General features: G+C 67.8%; 16 protein-coding genes. 13 read left to right on the forward strand and 3 right to left on the reverse strand.

Annotated features, from left to right (window positions below; genetic code table 11):
- Nucleotides 1-152: 152 nt before the first annotated feature.
- The 6 genes from NDN01_RS23755 to NDN01_RS23780 all read left to right on the forward strand — a co-directional run bounded on the left by NDN01_RS23755 (nucleotide 153) and on the right by NDN01_RS23780 (nucleotide 6,067).
- Complete coding sequence (locus NDN01_RS23755) at nucleotides 153-836, forward strand: response regulator transcription factor (RefSeq protein WP_272624659.1); 684 nt, start codon at nucleotides 153-155, stop codon at nucleotides 834-836.
- The gene (locus NDN01_RS23760) at nucleotides 833-2,401 is read left to right on the forward strand and encodes a sensor histidine kinase (RefSeq protein ID WP_272624662.1); all 1,569 of its coding nucleotides are present in this window, start codon (nucleotides 833-835) and stop codon (nucleotides 2,399-2,401) included. The genes NDN01_RS23755 and NDN01_RS23760 overlap by 4 nt, the downstream gene beginning before the upstream one ends.
- A 163-nt stretch (nucleotides 2,402-2,564) precedes the next feature.
- The gene (locus NDN01_RS23765) at nucleotides 2,565-3,746 is read left to right on the forward strand and encodes an NAD(P)/FAD-dependent oxidoreductase (protein ID WP_272624664.1); all 1,182 of its coding nucleotides are present in this window, start codon (nucleotides 2,565-2,567) and stop codon (nucleotides 3,744-3,746) included.
- A 61-nt stretch (nucleotides 3,747-3,807) separates the two neighbouring features.
- A complete protein-coding gene (locus NDN01_RS23770) occupies nucleotides 3,808-4,368 on the forward strand; it encodes a sugar O-acetyltransferase (RefSeq protein ID WP_272624666.1) in 561 nt (186 codons plus the stop codon).
- A 124-nt stretch (nucleotides 4,369-4,492) separates the two neighbouring features.
- On the forward strand, nucleotides 4,493-5,386 hold the full coding sequence (locus NDN01_RS23775; protein WP_272624667.1) for an NAD(P)/FAD-dependent oxidoreductase: 894 nt from the start codon (nucleotides 4,493-4,495) through the stop codon (nucleotides 5,384-5,386).
- A 3-nt stretch (nucleotides 5,387-5,389) separates the two neighbouring features.
- The gene (locus tag NDN01_RS23780) at nucleotides 5,390-6,067 is read left to right on the forward strand and encodes a class I SAM-dependent methyltransferase (protein ID WP_272624669.1); all 678 of its coding nucleotides are present in this window, start codon (nucleotides 5,390-5,392) and stop codon (nucleotides 6,065-6,067) included.
- Here NDN01_RS23780 and NDN01_RS23785 read toward each other — a convergent pair.
- The 3 genes from NDN01_RS23785 to NDN01_RS23795 all read right to left on the reverse strand — a co-directional run bounded on the left by NDN01_RS23785 (nucleotide 6,025) and on the right by NDN01_RS23795 (nucleotide 8,898).
- On the reverse strand, nucleotides 6,025-7,041 hold the full coding sequence (locus NDN01_RS23785) for a lysylphosphatidylglycerol synthase domain-containing protein (RefSeq protein ID WP_272624671.1): 1,017 nt from the start codon (nucleotides 7,039-7,041) through the stop codon (nucleotides 6,025-6,027). The genes NDN01_RS23780 and NDN01_RS23785 overlap by 43 nt on opposite strands.
- Nucleotides 7,042-7,136: 95 nt before the next feature.
- A complete protein-coding gene (locus tag NDN01_RS23790; protein ID WP_272624673.1) occupies nucleotides 7,137-8,060 on the reverse strand; it encodes a GGDEF domain-containing protein in 924 nt (307 codons plus the stop codon).
- 94 nt (nucleotides 8,061-8,154) lie between these two features.
- A complete protein-coding gene (locus tag NDN01_RS23795; protein WP_272624675.1) occupies nucleotides 8,155-8,898 on the reverse strand; it encodes an HAD-IIB family hydrolase in 744 nt (247 codons plus the stop codon).
- Between the two features lie 132 nt (nucleotides 8,899-9,030).
- Here NDN01_RS23795 and NDN01_RS23800 point away from each other — a divergent pair, with 132 nt between their 5' ends.
- From NDN01_RS23800 to NDN01_RS23830, 7 genes are all read left to right on the forward strand, one after another.
- Nucleotides 9,031-9,423: a hypothetical protein gene (locus NDN01_RS23800; protein ID WP_272624677.1), complete on the forward strand. Its 393-nt coding sequence runs from the start codon at nucleotides 9,031-9,033 to the stop codon at nucleotides 9,421-9,423.
- A 90-nt stretch (nucleotides 9,424-9,513) separates the two neighbouring features.
- The gene (locus NDN01_RS23805; RefSeq protein ID WP_272624679.1) at nucleotides 9,514-11,208 is read left to right on the forward strand and encodes a DEAD/DEAH box helicase; all 1,695 of its coding nucleotides are present in this window, start codon (nucleotides 9,514-9,516) and stop codon (nucleotides 11,206-11,208) included.
- A 286-nt stretch (nucleotides 11,209-11,494) separates the two neighbouring features.
- Complete coding sequence (locus NDN01_RS23810) at nucleotides 11,495-11,896, forward strand: hypothetical protein (protein ID WP_272624681.1); 402 nt, start codon at nucleotides 11,495-11,497, stop codon at nucleotides 11,894-11,896.
- Nucleotides 11,897-11,963: 67 nt separating this feature from the next.
- The gene (gene hisC, locus NDN01_RS23815) at nucleotides 11,964-13,064 is read left to right on the forward strand and encodes a histidinol-phosphate transaminase (RefSeq protein ID WP_272624682.1); all 1,101 of its coding nucleotides are present in this window, start codon (nucleotides 11,964-11,966) and stop codon (nucleotides 13,062-13,064) included.
- A complete protein-coding gene (locus NDN01_RS23820) occupies nucleotides 13,064-13,777 on the forward strand; it encodes a haloacid dehalogenase type II (protein ID WP_272624683.1) in 714 nt (237 codons plus the stop codon). The genes hisC and NDN01_RS23820 overlap by 1 nt, the downstream gene beginning before the upstream one ends.
- A 73-nt stretch (nucleotides 13,778-13,850) precedes the next feature.
- Nucleotides 13,851-14,966, forward strand: a complete 1,116-nt coding sequence (locus tag NDN01_RS23825; protein ID WP_272628399.1) for a DUF47 family protein — start codon at nucleotides 13,851-13,853, stop codon at nucleotides 14,964-14,966.
- A 4-nt stretch (nucleotides 14,967-14,970) separates the two neighbouring features.
- Complete coding sequence (locus tag NDN01_RS23830; protein ID WP_272628401.1) at nucleotides 14,971-15,972, forward strand: inorganic phosphate transporter; 1,002 nt, start codon at nucleotides 14,971-14,973, stop codon at nucleotides 15,970-15,972.
- Nucleotides 15,973-15,983 lie beyond the last annotated feature (11 nt).

Genomic DNA, 15,983 nt, shown 5'->3' on the forward strand with positions numbered 1-15,983 from the left:
CGTACCCGTCACCCCGGACTTGTTCCGGGGTCCACTGTCCCGCGCGCGCAACGCCGATTGTGCTGGGGGAAGGGTGGATGCCGGAACAAGCCCGGCATGACGGAGATGATTGAACCGTTGACCGCCAGCCCCGCAGGACCACAATGAAACCCATGAGCCACCGCATCCTCGTCGTCGACGACGATCCGCACATCCGCGAGCTGCTCGTCTTCGCGCTCGGTAAAGCCGGCATGCGGCCGAGCGAGGCAGCCGACGGCGAGGAGGCGCTTGAGGCGATCGGGCGGGAGATGCCCGACCTGATGGTGCTCGACATCAACATGCCGCGCCTCAACGGCCTCGACCTGTGCCGCCGGTTGCGCGCTGCGGGCGGGGCCGGGGCGGGGTTGCCGATCCTGTTCCTTTCCTCGCGCGACGACGAGATCGACCGGATCGTCGGTATCGAGATCGGCGGCGACGATTATGTCGTGAAGCCCTTCTCCCCACGCGAGGTGGTCGCCCGGGTCGGTGCCATCCTCAAGCGCGGCGTGCCGCCGCCCGAGCCGGAAAATGTCGTCCGCAACCGCCTGGCGCTCGATACCGACGGGTGGGAGGCGCGTTGGGACGGCATGCCGGTGCCGCTGACCGCCACCGAATTCCAGCTCCTGCTGCTGCTCGCGGCCACTCCGGCCAAGGTCTATACCCGCGACGCGATCATCGACCGGCTGCACGGCCCCGGCTTCGCCATCACTGACCGCACGATCGACAGCCATGTCCGCAACCTCCGCGCGAAGTTCGATTCGGCCAACCTGATCGAGACGCGCGCCGGCATCGGCTACCGGATCGGCGCCTGCGATTGATCGGGGGTTCGATCCGGGCGTTCAAGACCTTCGCCAAGGCACATTGGCCGACGCTGAGGCTGCGCTCGATCCTGCTCGGCACCCTGTTGTTCGTCGCGGCGCTGCCCGGTGTCGCGGCGCTGTTCCTGCGTGTCTATGAAAACACCATCGTCCAGCAGACAGAGGCCGAGCTGATCTCGCAGAGCGTGGTGCTCGCCTCAGCCTATAAATCGGCCTGGCGGGACGGTGTGCCCGACGCCAACCGGCGCTTCCTCGCGCCCGAGATCCCGACGATCGACCTGCGCACCATGCCGGTCCTGCCGCCCCGCCCGGCCGAGACCCGGCGCGGGCTGCCCGATCGCCATGCCGCCATGGTCGCGCGCACGCTGATGCCGATGGCGAGCGACGCGGCCGCCATCACGCTCACCGCGACGCGCCTGCTCGACGCGCGCGGCGTAGTCGTGCTCGGGCGGGACGATGTGCTGCTCAGCTACGCCAATCTGCCCGAGGTCCAGTCGGCGCTTGCCGGCCATCCGCGCACCGTGTTGCGCGCGCGCGGGCAATATGAGGCGCGGAGCTGGCTCGCCCTGTTCAGCCGCGCCTATGCGATCCGGGTCCATCATGCCCGCCCGGTGATCGATCAGGGGCGGGTGATCGGCGTCGTCATGCTGTCGCGCACCCCGCGCGGCCTGTTCGTCGGCCTCTACCAGGATCGCGGCAAGATATTGCTCGGCATCGGCCTGATCCTCGGCACCTTGCTGGTGCTGGTCGCGCTGCTCTCGCGCGGCATCGCCCGGCCGATCGACGCGCTGGCCCGGGCGAGCGAGGATGTCGCGCGCGGCCGCGTCGCGATCCCCGAGACACCCGTCACCGCGGCGATCGAGATCGCGCAACTCTACGACAATTTCCGCGCCATGGCCGACCGGATCGAGCGCCGCTCGCGCTACCTCAAGGATTTCGCGGCGGCGGTCAGCCACGAATTCAAGACGCCGATCGCGGGCATCCGCGGCGCGCTCGAACTGCTTGACGAGCACGGCGCGGAGATGAGCGAGGAGGAACGCCGCCGCTTCATCGCCAATGCCGCCGCCGATGCGGATCGTCTGTCGCGCCTCGTCCAGCGCCTGCTCGATCTCGCCCGCGCCGACATGGCGAGCATCGATGCCGGCGCGCGGGCCGATATCGTCGCCTCGGCGCGCCGCGTGGCTGATTCCTTCCGGTCGGATCGCTTCGCGGTCGATGTCGCGGCGGGCAATGCCCCGATGGCGCGGATCACGCCGGAGGTGGTCGAGACCCTGCTCGAAACGCTGGTCGAGAACAGCCGTCAGGCCGGGGCCGGGCGGGTGAGCATCCGCATCGAGCCGGATGATGGCGGCGTGATCCTGTGGGTTACCGACGACGGTCCCGGCATCGCGGTGGCCGATCTGGAGCGTATCTTCGAACCTTTCTTCACTGGCCGGCGCGAGGCGGGCGGGGCCGGCCTCGGCCTCGCCATCGCGCGGTCCCTGCTGTCGGCGACGGGCGGGACGATCGAGGCGAAGGACGTGCCGGCCGGCGCGTGTTTTCGCCTGCGGCTGCCGGTGGCGTGACCTTTCCTCTTCTTTTCCCTCTCCCCCTGTGGGAGAGGGAAGGGGCCCGCGCCGAAGGCGTGGGAAGGGTGAGGGGGACACTCGTTAGTGTCGCGAACCTCACTTCCCCTCATCCGGCCCTTCGGGCCACCTTCTCCCACAGGGGGAGAAGGAAGAAGGCTTAATGACCCATCCCCACCCCTACGACACCATTATCCTCGGCGCCGGCGCGGCCGGCATGATGTGCGCGCTTACTGCCGGCCAGCGCGGGCGGCGGGTGCTGCTGCTCGACCACGCCGACGCGCCCGGCAAGAAGATCCTCATCTCGGGCGGGGGGCGGTGCAACTTCACCAATATCAACACCGCGCCCGACCGCTATCTCTCCGCCAACCCGCATTTCGCGAAGTCGGCGCTCGGTCGCTATTCGGCGCAGGATTTCATCGAACTGGTCGATCGCCACGGCATCGCCTGGCATGAAAAGACCCTTGGCCAGCTTTTCTGCGACGGCTCGGCGAAGCAGATCGTCGCGATGCTGCTCGACGAATGCGATGCGGGGGGCGTCACGCTCGGCCTCGGCCATGTGATCCGCGAGCTGGACCATGCCGATGGCCAGTACCGCGTCACCTTCGGCGACCGCATCGCGACCGCGCCGTCGCTGGTGATCGCGACCGGCGGCCCCTCGATCCCCAAAATGGGCGCGACCGGCTTCGCTTATGATCTCGCCCGCCGCTTCGGCCTCAAGGTGGTCGAGCCGCGCCCGGCGCTGGTGCCCTTCACGCTTGGCGGGGAGGAGACGCTGTTCCGCTCGCTGTCGGGCGTCGCGGCGGAGGTCGTCGCCCGCTGCGGCAAGACGGCGTTTCGGGAAGCGGCGCTATTCACCCACAAGGGCCTGTCAGGCCCGGCGATCCTCCAGATATCCTCCTATTGGCGCCACGGCGACTCGATCGGGATCGATTTTCTGCCCGATCTCAATGCCGGCTGGCTGGCCGAGGCGAAGCGGGCGAGCCCGCGCATGGCCTTTCGGAAACTGCTCGCGAGCCACCTCCCGGCCCGTCTCGCCGAAACCCTCGCTGACCGGCTTGCCATCGAGGGCGATCTAGTTGGCCAGACCGACAAGCGTCTCGACGAAGCCGCCCGCCGCCTGGCCGACTGGCGCTTCACCCCGAACGGCACCGAAGGACTCGCCAAGGCCGAGGTCGTCGCCGGCGGCATCGCCACCGACGGCCTGTCCTCGCAGACGATGGAGGCCCGCAAGGTCCCCGGCCTCCATGCGATCGGCGAGGCGGTGGATGTCACCGGCTGGCTCGGCGGCTATAATTTCCAATGGGCCTGGGCCAGCGGTTGGGCGGCCGGGCAGGTGGTGTGAGGATGGCCCGGCAGTCCGATGCTGGGTAGCGCAATCAACTTCAGCGCGAGGCAAACAAGGCATGTCGAACGAGGACGACGGCACCAGGATCATTCCCCGCAGGACGTCGGAATCGGCGGCCATGGTGGCCAGTGTCAGGCGGGCGATGGCGATCACCCCGGTGCTCAACCGGCTGACGTTCGAGGATGCCGACGAAATCCGGGCCGTGTTCAGCGACCTGATCGGCAGCAAGGTCGACGACGGCTTCTCGCTGATCCCGCCATTCTACACGACCGGCGGCGAGAACATCCGTGTCGGGCGCAATGTGTTCATCAACCAGAATTGCACCCTGTACGATCTTGGCGGGATCGACATCGGCGATGACGTGATGATCGGGCCGAACGTCAGCATCATCACCTCGGGCCACCCCGTCGAACCCTCCCGGCGACGTGACGGCGTGATCGCGAAGCCGGTCGTGATCGAGCGGAACGTCTGGATCGCAGCCGGCGCAACGATCATCGGTGGTGTGACGGTGGGGGAGAACGCCGTCGTGGCCGCTGGTTCGGTGGTCACCCGCGACGTTCCCCGCAACAGCCTTGTCGGAGGCAATCCGGCGCGGGTCATCCGGTCGATCGGCGATTGAGGGAAGGGAGTAGCGGTTGACACGACGTCATCATGCATCATACAAAGTTACATGATATAAGGCTGGTTGCCCGGCGCGTTCGGCGTGTGGCGCAGGGCGGCGGCTTTATCCGTGGAGAACCTACATGAAGCATGATGCCATCATCGTCGGCGGTGGTTTCGCCGGTCTGGCCGCCGCGACCTACCTCGCCCGCGCGCGGCGTAGCGTGTGCGTCATCGACACGGGCCAGCCGCGCAATCGCTTTGCCACCGCCTCGCACGGCTTTCTCGGCTTCGACGGCAGCCGGCCGCAGGCGATCCTCGCCAGGGCGCGCGATCAGCTCTCCGCTTATCCCGGGGTGCGCATGATCGACGCCGAAGCGGTCGCCGCCCGATCCAGTGAAGATGGCTTCTCCGTCTCCCTGTCGAGCGGCGAGGAAATCTCGGCGCGCAAGGCGGTTCTCGCCTTCGGGCTGCGCGACATGCTGGAACCGATCCCCGGCCTCGGGGAACGCTGGGGCAGGACGGTGCTGCATTGTCCCTATTGCCATGGCTTCGAGTTCGCCGACCGCCGGCTCGGCGTACTCTATCGCACGCCCATGTCGGCGCACCAGGCCCGCCTGATCGCAGAATGGGGGCCGACGACCCTGTATCTCAACGGTGCCGGGCTCGATCCGGAAAGCGCGGCAACGCTGGCCGAACAGGGCGTCGAGGTGGAGCCGGGCAAGGTGAGGCGACTGGTCGGCGAGCACGAGGCCCTTTCCGCCATCGAGTTGGAGGACGGGCGGACCAGCCCGGTCGAGGCGCTCTATGTGGCGCCCCAGTCCTGCCTCTCGAGCCCGATCGCTGAACAGCTCGGTGTGGTGATCGACGAAGGGCTGATGGGACCCGTCATCAGGACCGATGCCGACAAGATGACCAATGTGCCCGGCCTCTATGCCGCCGGCGATATCGCACGCGCGCCGCACAGCGTGAGCTGGGCGGTCGCGGACGGGGTCACGGCGGGCACCTCAGCTCATCGCGCGCTCGTGTTCGGCTGAACGATGCAGCCGAATCAACCTTTCACCGATCCCGCGATGGTGGCCGGCTATGCGGAGGGCACGCCGCAAAAGGTGCCCGGCTTCGCCGACCTTCACCGCATGGCGGCGCTCCTGCTGGCTGAGCATGCGCCGGACGAGGCGGCTATTCTGGTGCTCGGCGCGGGCGGGGGCCTCGAGCTGAAGGCGTTCGTCGAGGCGCAACCGCGGTGGCGCTTCACGGGCGTCGACCCCTCGGCCGAGATGCTGGGTCTGGCGCGGTTGATCCTCGGGCCGCTTCAGCAGCGGGTCGAGTTGAAGCAAGGCTATGTCGATACGGCGCCGCCGGGGCCGTTCGACGGCGCGACCTGTCTGCTCACCCTGCACTTCCTTCCAAGGGAGGAACGGCTGCGCACGTTGCGCGACCTGCACCGGCGGCTGAGGGCGGGTGCGCCGCTGGTCGTCGCCCACCATAGCTGTCCTGACGACGGCGATCTTCACCGCTGGCTGTCGCGATCGGTGGCCTTCGCCGGTGGGGCAGGCGCGGATGTCGCGCGGGCCTCGGCCTCGGCCGCCGCCATGGCGGAGCGCCTGCCCGTCCTCCGGGCCAGCGAGGACGAAGCGCTCCTCCGCGAGGCCGGCTTTTCCGGCGTCGCCCTGTTCTACGCCGGCTTTTCGTTCCGCGGCTGGGTCGCCCTTGCCTGATGATGCCGCCCGCGCGCCTCGTGCAGCGCGAACAGGATCAGGCCGACCGCGAGCGGCAGCAGATAATAGATGAACCGATACACCAGCAGCGCGGCGAACAGCGTCGCGCGGTTGATGTCGTGCAGCGCCACCAGCATCACCGCTTCGAACACGCCGACACCGCCGGGCGCGTGGGTGATCAGCCCCGAAACGAACGCGGTGATATAGCCGACCAGAACGGCAGGGAAACTTGCGAGATCGAGGCCCGGGACAAGGACGAACAGCGCCGCAGTCGCCAGCGTGATGTCGATCATCGCGAGCGCGAACTGGCCGAGCGCCAGGCCGACCGTCGGCAGCACCAGCGACCAGCCGAACAGGCGCACGGGCCGTCCCGCGCGGAAATGGAGTAGCACCAGATAGCCGACAAGGCCGGCCAGGATCACTGATCCGCCCAGGGCCTGGTATCGGTACGGCACCTGCCATCCTTCCTGGGCGAACACGCCCGGAATGGCGATCAGGGCGATGCCGAGCATCAGGAAGACGCCGAACCAGAAGGTGATGCCGGCGAGCGCGATAACCTGCGCGACCTCGCCGAGGCTCAGCCCCTTGCGGCGATAGATTCGGTACCGCGCAAGCCCGCCGGTGAGCACGGCGAACCCGAAATTATGGCTGAAGATGTAGCTGGTGAAGGATGCCAGCGCGGCCGTCCGGTACGGGACTTTCCGGCCGATCGAGCGCAGGGCGAGCACGTCATAGCCGGTCAGCACCAGATAGCTGAGCGCGGTGAGCGCCACCGACGCGGCCAGGTTGACGATGCCGATCCGCCCGAACGCCGCGCGGATATCCTCCCAGCTCGTCTCGCTCAGGATGTTGAACAGCGCCGCGACCGCGATCCCGACCACCGCGATCATCAACACCCCCGCCGCCAGGTTGCGGGTGGCTGAATGGGCAAGGATCTGGCGAAAGGCGGAAGGGGGCGCTGGGGAGGTGGTCACGCGACTGGCTTGTCCGCCCGATCCTGACTCGGCGATGAACGCCCGCCCCATATCGTCGCCGGTTTCAGCACGGCTCGGCCCGGATGCGACCGTGTCTATGCCGCGAGCTGCCAGCGGCTGCGCCCGGCGCGCTTCGCCGCGTACAGTGCCTCGTCGGCCCGGCAGACCAGCTCGCGTAGCGAAACGTCGCCGTCTTCGGTGCAGGATACGCCGACGCTCGCGCCGATATGGGCGAAGGCCCCATCGACTTCATAGACGGTGCCGAGCTGCTTCACGATCCGCGCCGCCGTGCGTTCGGCCAGCGCACGGTCGGCATGATGCATGATGATGCCGAATTCGTCCCCGCCGACCCGGGCGACGACATCGCCGTCGCGAATCTGGCGGGGCAGGCGCCGGCCGACCTCGGCCAGCACCATGTCGCCGGCCCTGTGGCCCAGCCGGTCGTTGATATGCTTGAAATGGTCGAGGTCGATCAGCAACAGGCTCGCCTGATGTCCCAGCGGGCCGGCCAGCGCTTCCTCGAAGCCGCGCCGGTTGTACAGGCCGGTCAGATGGTCGGTGACGACCTGGTGCTGCAACCGGCTATTGGCTTCCTGCAGCGCCTGGCGCGCCTCAAGGCGTTCGGTCAGGTCGACCACCTCCGAAAGGAAGCTGATCGGCGTGCCGTCCTCCTCGCGCACCACCGTCGCGGTCAGCAGGACATGGACGATGCCGCCGTCCTTGTGAAGATAGCGTTTCTCCATCTGGTAGCTGTCGCGCTCGCCGCGCATCACTTCCTCGAACAAATGCAGGTCGGCCCGGATATCGTGCGGATGCGTGAAATCGGCGAAATGCATGCCGGCCAGCGCGTCGGGGGCATGGCCGAGCAACGCCGCCAGCGACGCATTCACTTCGACGCAGATGCCCGTCACGTCGACGATCGCCTTGCCCGTCGCCGCCGCATGGAATGCCGCCCTGAACATCTGTCGGCTGGTCCGAAGCTCCCGCTCCAGCGCGCCGATACCACCATCCGTCATCATGCCCGATCCTGCAGCCTGATCGCGAAGTCCATCAGCGCGTCGAAGGACGATAGGGGGGCTGGGTTAACGAGTGATGGGCAAATGGCGGGATGCGTTATTTCTGGCAGGCGACGATGGCAGCGATCGCGGCCAGCGTGTCCCCCGGGTCGCGCACCCGGACCGTGTCGAGCCCAAGCTCCTTGGCCGGATAGTCGTTGCCGCCGGGGAAGATCGCGTCGCCGATGAACAGCATCGCGTCGAGCGCGATGCCGCTCGTGTCGCGCAGCTTCTTCAGGCCATAGGCCTTATCGACGCCTTCCCGCGTGACGTCGATCGAGGTCGCGCCGCCCATGTTGATCGACAGGCCGGGCAGGCGCTTGCGCAGGTCGGCCTGGATCACCTTACGCTTGGCGAAGTCAGGGTCCCAATGCTCCTTCGCGTCGAGCGGCGCCTGCTGGCCCAGCGCGGAAAAGGTGATCTGGCTGCCGCGATCCTCGATCCGCTCGCCCCAGGTCTTTTCCGGCACGAAGCCGGTCGCCTTCAGTGCCGCGTCGAACGCGTCGAAGATGGCATGTTTCTGGGCATCGTCGAACAGTTCGGCGTAAACGGCACGCCAAGACCCGTCATATCGGTAGAGCTTGGTGCCGGTCGTCGGCATCAGCCAGAGGCGGGTCAGGTCGGCGCGGGCGGGCAGTCGGCTCGCCACCTGCTTCTCGAACTGCGGCCAGTCCCCGCCGGAGATCACCGCGACCTGCGCGACGCCGAGCAGGTCGGCCAGCGCCTCGCCCATCGGCTCCTGCAAAGGCTGCTTGCTCTCGGCGAGCGTTCCGTCGAGGTCGAAGGCGACCAGCTGCTTCATGCGCGGCTCCTGAAAAAATCCGCCGCGCAAGGCGACGGGACGGCATGCAAGCGCCCGATCCGGCAGGAAGTTCCCGTGACGATGGAACAGTTGTGGAATCGCATCGTTGGTCCCGAAACAAAAGGGGCCATCATGTCATCGCAGACTCCGTTCACCTGGTCGGGAAGGACTCAAGCCGGCCTTGGGCTGTTCGCTGCCTCCCTGCTCTATCTCGCCATCGCCGCGCCCAATCCGGTCTCTATCGCCTTCGCTGTCGGTGCGGGGGCGTGCCTCGCCCTGTTCGGGGTCACCGGGGCGCGGCTGGTGCTGGTCGCGCTCACCCTGCTGATGCTCGCCGTCGCCGCCGCAGGATTGTTCGCGGCGCTGGTGGTCGGCAGCTACCTGCTGCTGCCGGTGGCGCTGGCGCAGATCGTCGCGGTGGCGCTGGTCGAGGCGCGTGACCAGGACTGGGTGAACGACGCCGCGGCCGAGGCTTCGCCGGCCCGATCCGGGCTGCCGGCCGGCCTTGCGCGCCAGCGTATCTGATCGCGTTACCGACGGGCGTGCTTTAATCCGGATTATCTGCTAGGGCCCCGCTTTGCGCGCGAACACGCGGCCCCCCAAATCCGGAATAACATGCCCTTCTCACATCTGCCCACGCTTCTCGCCGAAGCGCTCTCCGCCCGTGGCTATGCCGCGCCCACTCCAGTCCAGGCCGCGGTGATCGAGCCCCAGGCCGAGGGCCGCGACATGATCGTCTCGGCGCAGACCGGCTCAGGCAAGACAGTCGCTTTCGGCCTCGCCATCGCGCCGCAGCTTCTTGGCGAGGAAGGCGCGCTGCCCCCGGCTCGCGCCCCGCTCGCCCTGGCCATCGCGCCGACGCGCGAGCTTGCGCTCCAGGTCAGCCGTGAGCTCGGCTGGCTTTATGAAAAGGCCGGCGCGCGCATCGCCACCTGTGTCGGCGGCATGGACGCGTCGAGCGAACGCCGCGCCCTGTCGCGCGGCGCGCATATCGTCGTCGGCACGCCGGGCCGCCTGCGCGATCATATCGAGCGCGGCGCGCTCGATCTCGGCGCGCTCAAGGCAGTCATCCTCGACGAAGCCGACGAGATGCTCGACATGGGCTTCCGCGAGGATCTCGAGCAGATTCTCGACGCGACCCCCGATCAGCGCCGCACGCTCCTCTTCTCGGCGACCATGCCGAAGCAGATCGTCGCGCTCGCCAAGCGTTACCAGCGCGACGCGCTGCGCATTTCGACGGTGGGCGAGGATCGCGGGCATGGCGACATCAGCTACCAGGCGGTCACCGTCGCCCCGGCCGATATCGAGAATGCCGTGGTCAACCTGCTCCGCCTGCACGAGGCCGAATCGGCGATGCTGTTCTGCGCGACGCGCGACAATGTCCGCCATCTCCATGCCAGCCTGGTCGAGCGCGGCTTCGCCGCCGTTGCCCTGTCGGGCGAGCACACCCAGAACGAGCGCAACGCGGCGATGCAGGCGCTGCGCGACCAGCGCGCCCGGGTCTGCGTCGCGACCGATGTCGCCGCGCGGGGCATCGATCTGCCGACGCTGAGCCTGGTCATCCATGTCGAGCTGCCGCGCGATGCCGAGACGCTTCAGCACCGTTCGGGCCGCACCGGCCGCGCGGGCAAGAAGGGCACCGCCGTCCTGATCGTCCCCTATCAGCGCAAACGCCGGGTCGAGATGATGCTGCGCGGCGCGCGCATCGCGGTCGAATGGGTCAATGCGCCCACCGCCGACGACATTCGCAAGGCGGACCGCACCCGCCTGATGGAAATGCTGCTCGAGACGATCGAGGTCGATGATGACGATCGCGCGCTCGCCGCGCAGCTCATGGAGCAGAAGTCGCCCGAGGATATCGCGGCGGCGCTGGTCAAGACCTATCGCGCGCGCCTGCCCGCCCCGGAGGAGATGCTGACCCAGGGCGCCGCCCAGCCGGCCGGCAAGGAGCATCACCGCGAAGGCTTCGACGACATCGTATGGTTCCGCATGGATATCGGCCGCCGCCAGAACGCCGATCCGCGCTGGATCCTGCCGCTGATCTGCCGCCGGGGGCACATCACCAAGAACGAGGTCGGCGCGATCCGCATCGGCCCGAACGAGACCGCCTTCCAGATTCCGCGCGCCATTGCCGGCAAGTTCATGGCCTCGGTCAAGCGCACGGTGGGCGAGGAGGCCGAGGGCGGCGTCCAGTTCGAAGTGCTCGAAGGCGGTCCGCAACAGGCCGCCCGCGAGCCGCGCCGCCACAACGGCCCGGCCCCCGTGCGCCACCAGCCGCGCCCGACCCTGCGCAAGCGCCCGCGCGGCTAGGCACGCCCCACCGTCATGCCGGACTTGTTCCGGCATCCGCTCCTCCGCGCACGCGTCGCTGGTTGTCCGTGCGAATCCCCTGACCTCACTCTTCCCCGGCGAAGGCCGGGGCCCAGTCGGGAAGGCCGATGTAACGACGCGTCCTGCCATCCACGGTCGCCCCCCAACTGGGCCCCGGCCTTCGCCGGGGAAGAGTGAGAGGGCGGCGGCACCGGGACGACCTTGAGCGTGAATGGGCTAACTTTGCTGTTCCAGTCGGCCCTGAATCCCTCTAGTGCCCGCCGCCATGAGCAAATCAGCCACCGACGTGATGCAGGACATCGTCTTTTCCGCCATCATCGATTCGATCGGTGCGCTGAAGGCAGCGTCGAAGGGCGTGCCCAACACGCTGCTGCGCGATCTCAATTCGGTGCACGCCAACACCACGCTGGCCGATCTGCCGCCTGAGCTGCAGGCGGCGATCGCCACCAACGTGCGCGCTGCGTTCACGCGGCTGCTCAAGGAAGGCTATACGGTCGCGCCGGCCGGCTCGACCGTGCCGAGGACTGCGCCGCCGCCGCCGCGGCCAGCCTCGCGCGATGCCCAGCGCCATCGCCGCCCCAACGCGCCGCCGCCCAAGCCGGGCGGCAACGATCCGGCCAAGCCGCGCGGCCCGCGCCCGAACCGCCCGCCCAAGCCGCGTTCCTGATCCTCCCCGTTTTCGGGGCGGATCGCTCGCCTTCCAATCCGCCCTGCACCCCGCTAGGGCCGATCGCATGACCGCACCGAAACCCAAAGACTGGATCATGGCGATCGCTCCCTATGTGCCGGGGCGTTCCACCACTGATGCCGGCGCGCCGATCGCCAAGCTCTCCTCCAACGAGAACCCGCTCGGCACCAGCGATCAGGCGCGCGCCGCCTTCTCGGCGCATGTCGGCGATCTCTATCGCTATCCCGATGCCAGCGCGGCCGACCTGCGCGAGGCGATCGCGGCCTATCACGATCTCGATCCCGCCCGGATCATCTACGGCACCGGCTCGGACGAGGTGCTCCACCTCGCGGCCGGGGCCTATGCCGGGCCCGGCGACGAGGTGATCTTCGTCCAATATGGCTTCGCGGTGTACGAGATTGCGACCCGCCGAGTCGGCGCCACCGTCGTGGTCGCCCCCGACAAGGACTATGCGACCGATGTCGACGCGATCCTCGCTTGCGTCACGCCGCGCACGCGAATCGTGTTCGTCGCCAACCCCAACAACCCGACCGGCACCTATGCCCCGCGCGGCGAGATCCTGCGCCTTCACGCGAACCTGCCGTCGGACGTGATGCTGGTGATCGACCAGGCCTATGCCGAATATCTGACGCCGGAAGAGGATGATGGCGGCCTCGATCTTGCGCGCAACGCGCCCAATGTGATCGTTACGCGCACCTTCTCCAAGATCCACGGCCTCGCCGCGGAGCGGATCGGCTGGGGCTATGGTTCGGCCGAGGCGGTCGCCGCGATGCACCGCATCCGCGCGCCCTTCTGCATCACCACGGCTGGCCAGCGGGCGGCGATCGCCGCGCTCGGCGCGACCGACTTCATCGAGCATAGCCGCGCGCACAATATCGAATGGCGCGCCTGGCTGGCGGGCGAGATCGCCAAGCTCGGCAACGCGGGCCTGCGCGTCGTGCCGAGCCACGCGAACTTCCTGCTCGTCCTGTTCGAAGGCGCGTTGACGGCGGAGGTCGCCTATCGCCAGCTGATGGAGCGCGGCATCATCGTGCGCTGGCTGCCGGGGCAGGGGCTTGCGCAGGGGTTGCGCATGACGATCGGTACCGAGACGGAAACGCGGGTACTGGCCGATGCGCTGCGCGATATCGTCGCCGAACACAACTGATGGCCGCGCCGATCGAGGCGCTGGCATTTGACGTCTTCGGCACGGTGGTCGACTGGCGCACCAGCATCGCGCGCGAGGCTGCCTCCTTCTTCGCCGACTTCGGCCGCCGCGATATCGATCCGGCTGGTTTCGCCGATCAGTGGCGCGGGCTCTACCAGCCGGCGATGGAGGAATGCCGCTCGGGGCGCCGACCGTTCGTCCGGCTTGACGTGCTCAACCGCGAGACGCTCGACACGCTGCTCGATCGCCACGGGGTCATCGGTGCGGATGAGGACGATATCGCCCGGTTCGCCCTTGCCTGGCGCCGGCTCGATCCCTGGCCCGATGCAGTCGAGGGGCTGACCCGGCTCAAGGCGCGCTACCCGATCGTCACCCTTTCCAACGGCAATATCGCACTGATGCTTGAGATGGCGCGGCGCGGCGGCCTGCCCTGGGACGCGATCCTGGGCGCTGAGGTGACGGGCGCCTACAAGCCCGAGCCACGGGCTTATCTCGGTGCAGCCGAAACATTGGGTATCGATCCTTCCGCCCTGTGCCTCGTCGCCGCGCATCACAGCGATCTCGCCGCTGCCCGTGCCTGCGGCCTCGCCACCGCCTATATCGATCGTCCGCTTGAATATGGCGGCAGGCCAGCGCCCGACCGTCATTTCCGGCAGGAATGGGATCATACGGCCGGCAGTCTGGTCGATCTCGCTACCCGGCTCGGGTGCTGATCGCGCTGGACTTGTCGGCGCCGTCGTGATCCTGCGTCCGCTGTCATAAAAGTGACATGCGAGAGAAAAGACCATCGACCAGATTGCCGCCCTTCCATACCGAATCGAGCCCGATGGCAGCGCGTGCGTGATGCTGATCACCTCGCGGGATACGGGGCGCTGGGTGATTCCCAAGGGCAATCCGATCAAAGGGCTGGCCCCGCACGAGGCTGCCGCTGAGGAGGCGTTCGAGGAGGCCGGCGTGCGCGGCATCGCCTGTCCCTCGCCGATCGGCAGCTTCTCCTATCTGAAACGCCGCCGCGCCGGGCGCAGCCGTCAACTGGTCGTGACGGTGTTCCCGATCGCGGTGGTCGAGCAGGTCGGCGACTGGCCGGAGCGGCATCAGCGCGACACGCGCTGGTTCGATCTGCCCTCAGCAGCGGCGGCAGTCGACGAGCCCGAGCTCAGGACGTTGATTGCGTCTTTCCGCGAACCGGTGATTCCGGCTAGACTGGCGCAGCGCGTCCTTCCCGCGTTCCGGACCCAGGCAAGAAAGAGAATTCCCATGGTCGCTTGGTTCCAGGCCCTGATGCCGACCCAGGGTCGGTTCTTCGACCAGTTCGAGGCGCATGCCGCGACGCTCGTCGCCGGCGCGGACGCGCTTGCCAAGCTGCTCCACAATGAAGGGCCGATCGCCGATAATATCGCGACGATCGTCAATCGGGAGCATGACGCTGACGATATCACCCGAGAGGTGCTTCAGGATGTGCGCCGCGTGTTCGTCACGCCGTTCGATCGAAGTGCGATCACCAGCCTGATCGGCGTGATGGACGACGCGATCGACCAGATGAACGGTACCGCCAAGTCGATCGAGCTGTACGAGGTCACGACCTTCGAGCCGCAGATGCGCGACATGGCGGGCATCGTGGTCGAGGCCGCGCGTGTAACGGCGGAGGCGATCCCGCTGCTCCGGTCACTCAACACCAATTCGGCGCGCCTGCACGAATTGACTTCGCGGCTGATCCAGATCGAGGGCCATGCCGACGACATCCATGATGCCGGGCTGAAGGCGCTGTTCAAGGCGCATGGCGCCACCGCGCCGATGGATTTCATCGTCGGGCGGGAAATCTACAGCCATCTGGAAAAGATCGTCGACCGGTTCGAGGATGTCGCGAACGAGATCCAGGGTCTCGTGATCGACCACGCCTGAGCCGCTGGTGACGCTTTCCCTTCCCCTGCTGATCGGCCTGATCGGCGTCGCGCTGCTGTTCGATTTCCTGAACGGCCTGCACGACGCCGCCAACTCGATCGCCACCGTCGTTTCGACCCGCGTGCTGAAACCGCATCACGCGGTGCTCTGGGCCGCCTTCTTCAACTTCATCGCCTTCGCCGTGTTCGGCCAGCATGTCGCGCAGACGGTCGGCACCGGCATCATCTCGACCCAGATCGTCGATCCCCAGGTCATCTTCGCCGCGCTCATCGGCGCGATCGTGTGGAACGTCATCACCTGGATGCTCGGCATCCCGTCGAGCAGCAGCCATGCGCTGATCGGTGGCCTTCTCGGCGCCGGCATCGCCAAGGCGGGGCTCAGCGTCGTGGTGTGGGCCGGCGTGCTCAAGACGGTGGTCGGCATCTTCGCCTCGCCCGCGGTCGGGCTGGCGCTCGCGCTGGTGCTGGTGCTGCTCGTCGCCTGGACCAGCCTGAAGCTCACGCCGATGGGTGTCGACAAGCGTTTCCGCAAACTCCAGCTCCTCTCCGCCGCCGCCTATTCGCTGGGGCATGGCGGCAATGACGCGCAGAAGACGATGGGCATCATCACCGTCCTGCTCTTTTCGCAGGGCGTCTATCACGGCGACTTCCATGTGCCCTTCTGGGTGGTGCTCTCCTGCCAGGCCGCGATGGCGCTCGGCACCATGTCGGGCGGGTGGAAGATCGTTCACACCATGGGCTCGAAGATCACCCGGCTGACCCCGGCCCAGGGTTTCTGCGCGGAGACGGGCGGCGCGATCACCCTGTTCATGGCGACCTTCGGTGGCGTGCCCGTCTCCTCCACCCACACCATCACTGGCGCGATCGTCGGGGTGGGTGCGGCGCGGCGTTTTTCCGCCGTCCGCTGGAACGTCGCGAGCAACATCGTCATCGCCTGGTTCGTGACGCTCCCGGCGGCGGCGCTGGTCGCGGCGCTGACCTGGTGGATCACGGGGCTGTTCGTCTAGCGGCCGGGGCC

Origin of the sequence: Sphingomonas sp. QA11, assembly GCF_028473665.1 — a bacterium.
GTDB classification, from domain to species: domain Bacteria; phylum Pseudomonadota; class Alphaproteobacteria; order Sphingomonadales; family Sphingomonadaceae; genus Sphingomonas; species Sphingomonas phytovorans.

Bases quoted from the DNA above. Each gene is read 5' to 3' on its own strand.
- NDN01_RS23810 (WP_272624681.1), top strand. From the start codon at position 11,495: ATGAGCAAATCAGCCACCGACGTGATGCAGGACATCGTCTTTTCCGCC.
- NDN01_RS23765 (WP_272624664.1), top strand. From the start codon at position 2,565: ATGACCCATCCCCACCCCTACGACACCATTATCCTCGGCGCCGGCGCG.
- hisC (WP_272624682.1), top strand. From the start codon at position 11,964: ATGACCGCACCGAAACCCAAAGACTGGATCATGGCGATCGCTCCCTAT.
- NDN01_RS23790 (WP_272624673.1), bottom strand. From the start codon at position 8,060: ATGATGACGGATGGTGGTATCGGCGCGCTGGAGCGGGAGCTTCGGACC.
- NDN01_RS23780 (WP_272624669.1), top strand. From the start codon at position 5,390: ATGCAGCCGAATCAACCTTTCACCGATCCCGCGATGGTGGCCGGCTAT.
- NDN01_RS23775 (WP_272624667.1), top strand. From the start codon at position 4,493: ATGAAGCATGATGCCATCATCGTCGGCGGTGGTTTCGCCGGTCTGGCC.
- NDN01_RS23805 (WP_272624679.1), top strand. From the start codon at position 9,514: ATGCCCTTCTCACATCTGCCCACGCTTCTCGCCGAAGCGCTCTCCGCC.
- NDN01_RS23800 (WP_272624677.1), top strand. From the start codon at position 9,031: ATGTCATCGCAGACTCCGTTCACCTGGTCGGGAAGGACTCAAGCCGGC.
- NDN01_RS23770 (WP_272624666.1), top strand. From the start codon at position 3,808: ATGTCGAACGAGGACGACGGCACCAGGATCATTCCCCGCAGGACGTCG.
- NDN01_RS23820 (WP_272624683.1), top strand. From the start codon at position 13,064: ATGGCCGCGCCGATCGAGGCGCTGGCATTTGACGTCTTCGGCACGGTG.
- NDN01_RS23795 (WP_272624675.1), bottom strand. From the start codon at position 8,898: ATGAAGCAGCTGGTCGCCTTCGACCTCGACGGAACGCTCGCCGAGAGC.
- NDN01_RS23755 (WP_272624659.1), top strand. From the start codon at position 153: ATGAGCCACCGCATCCTCGTCGTCGACGACGATCCGCACATCCGCGAG.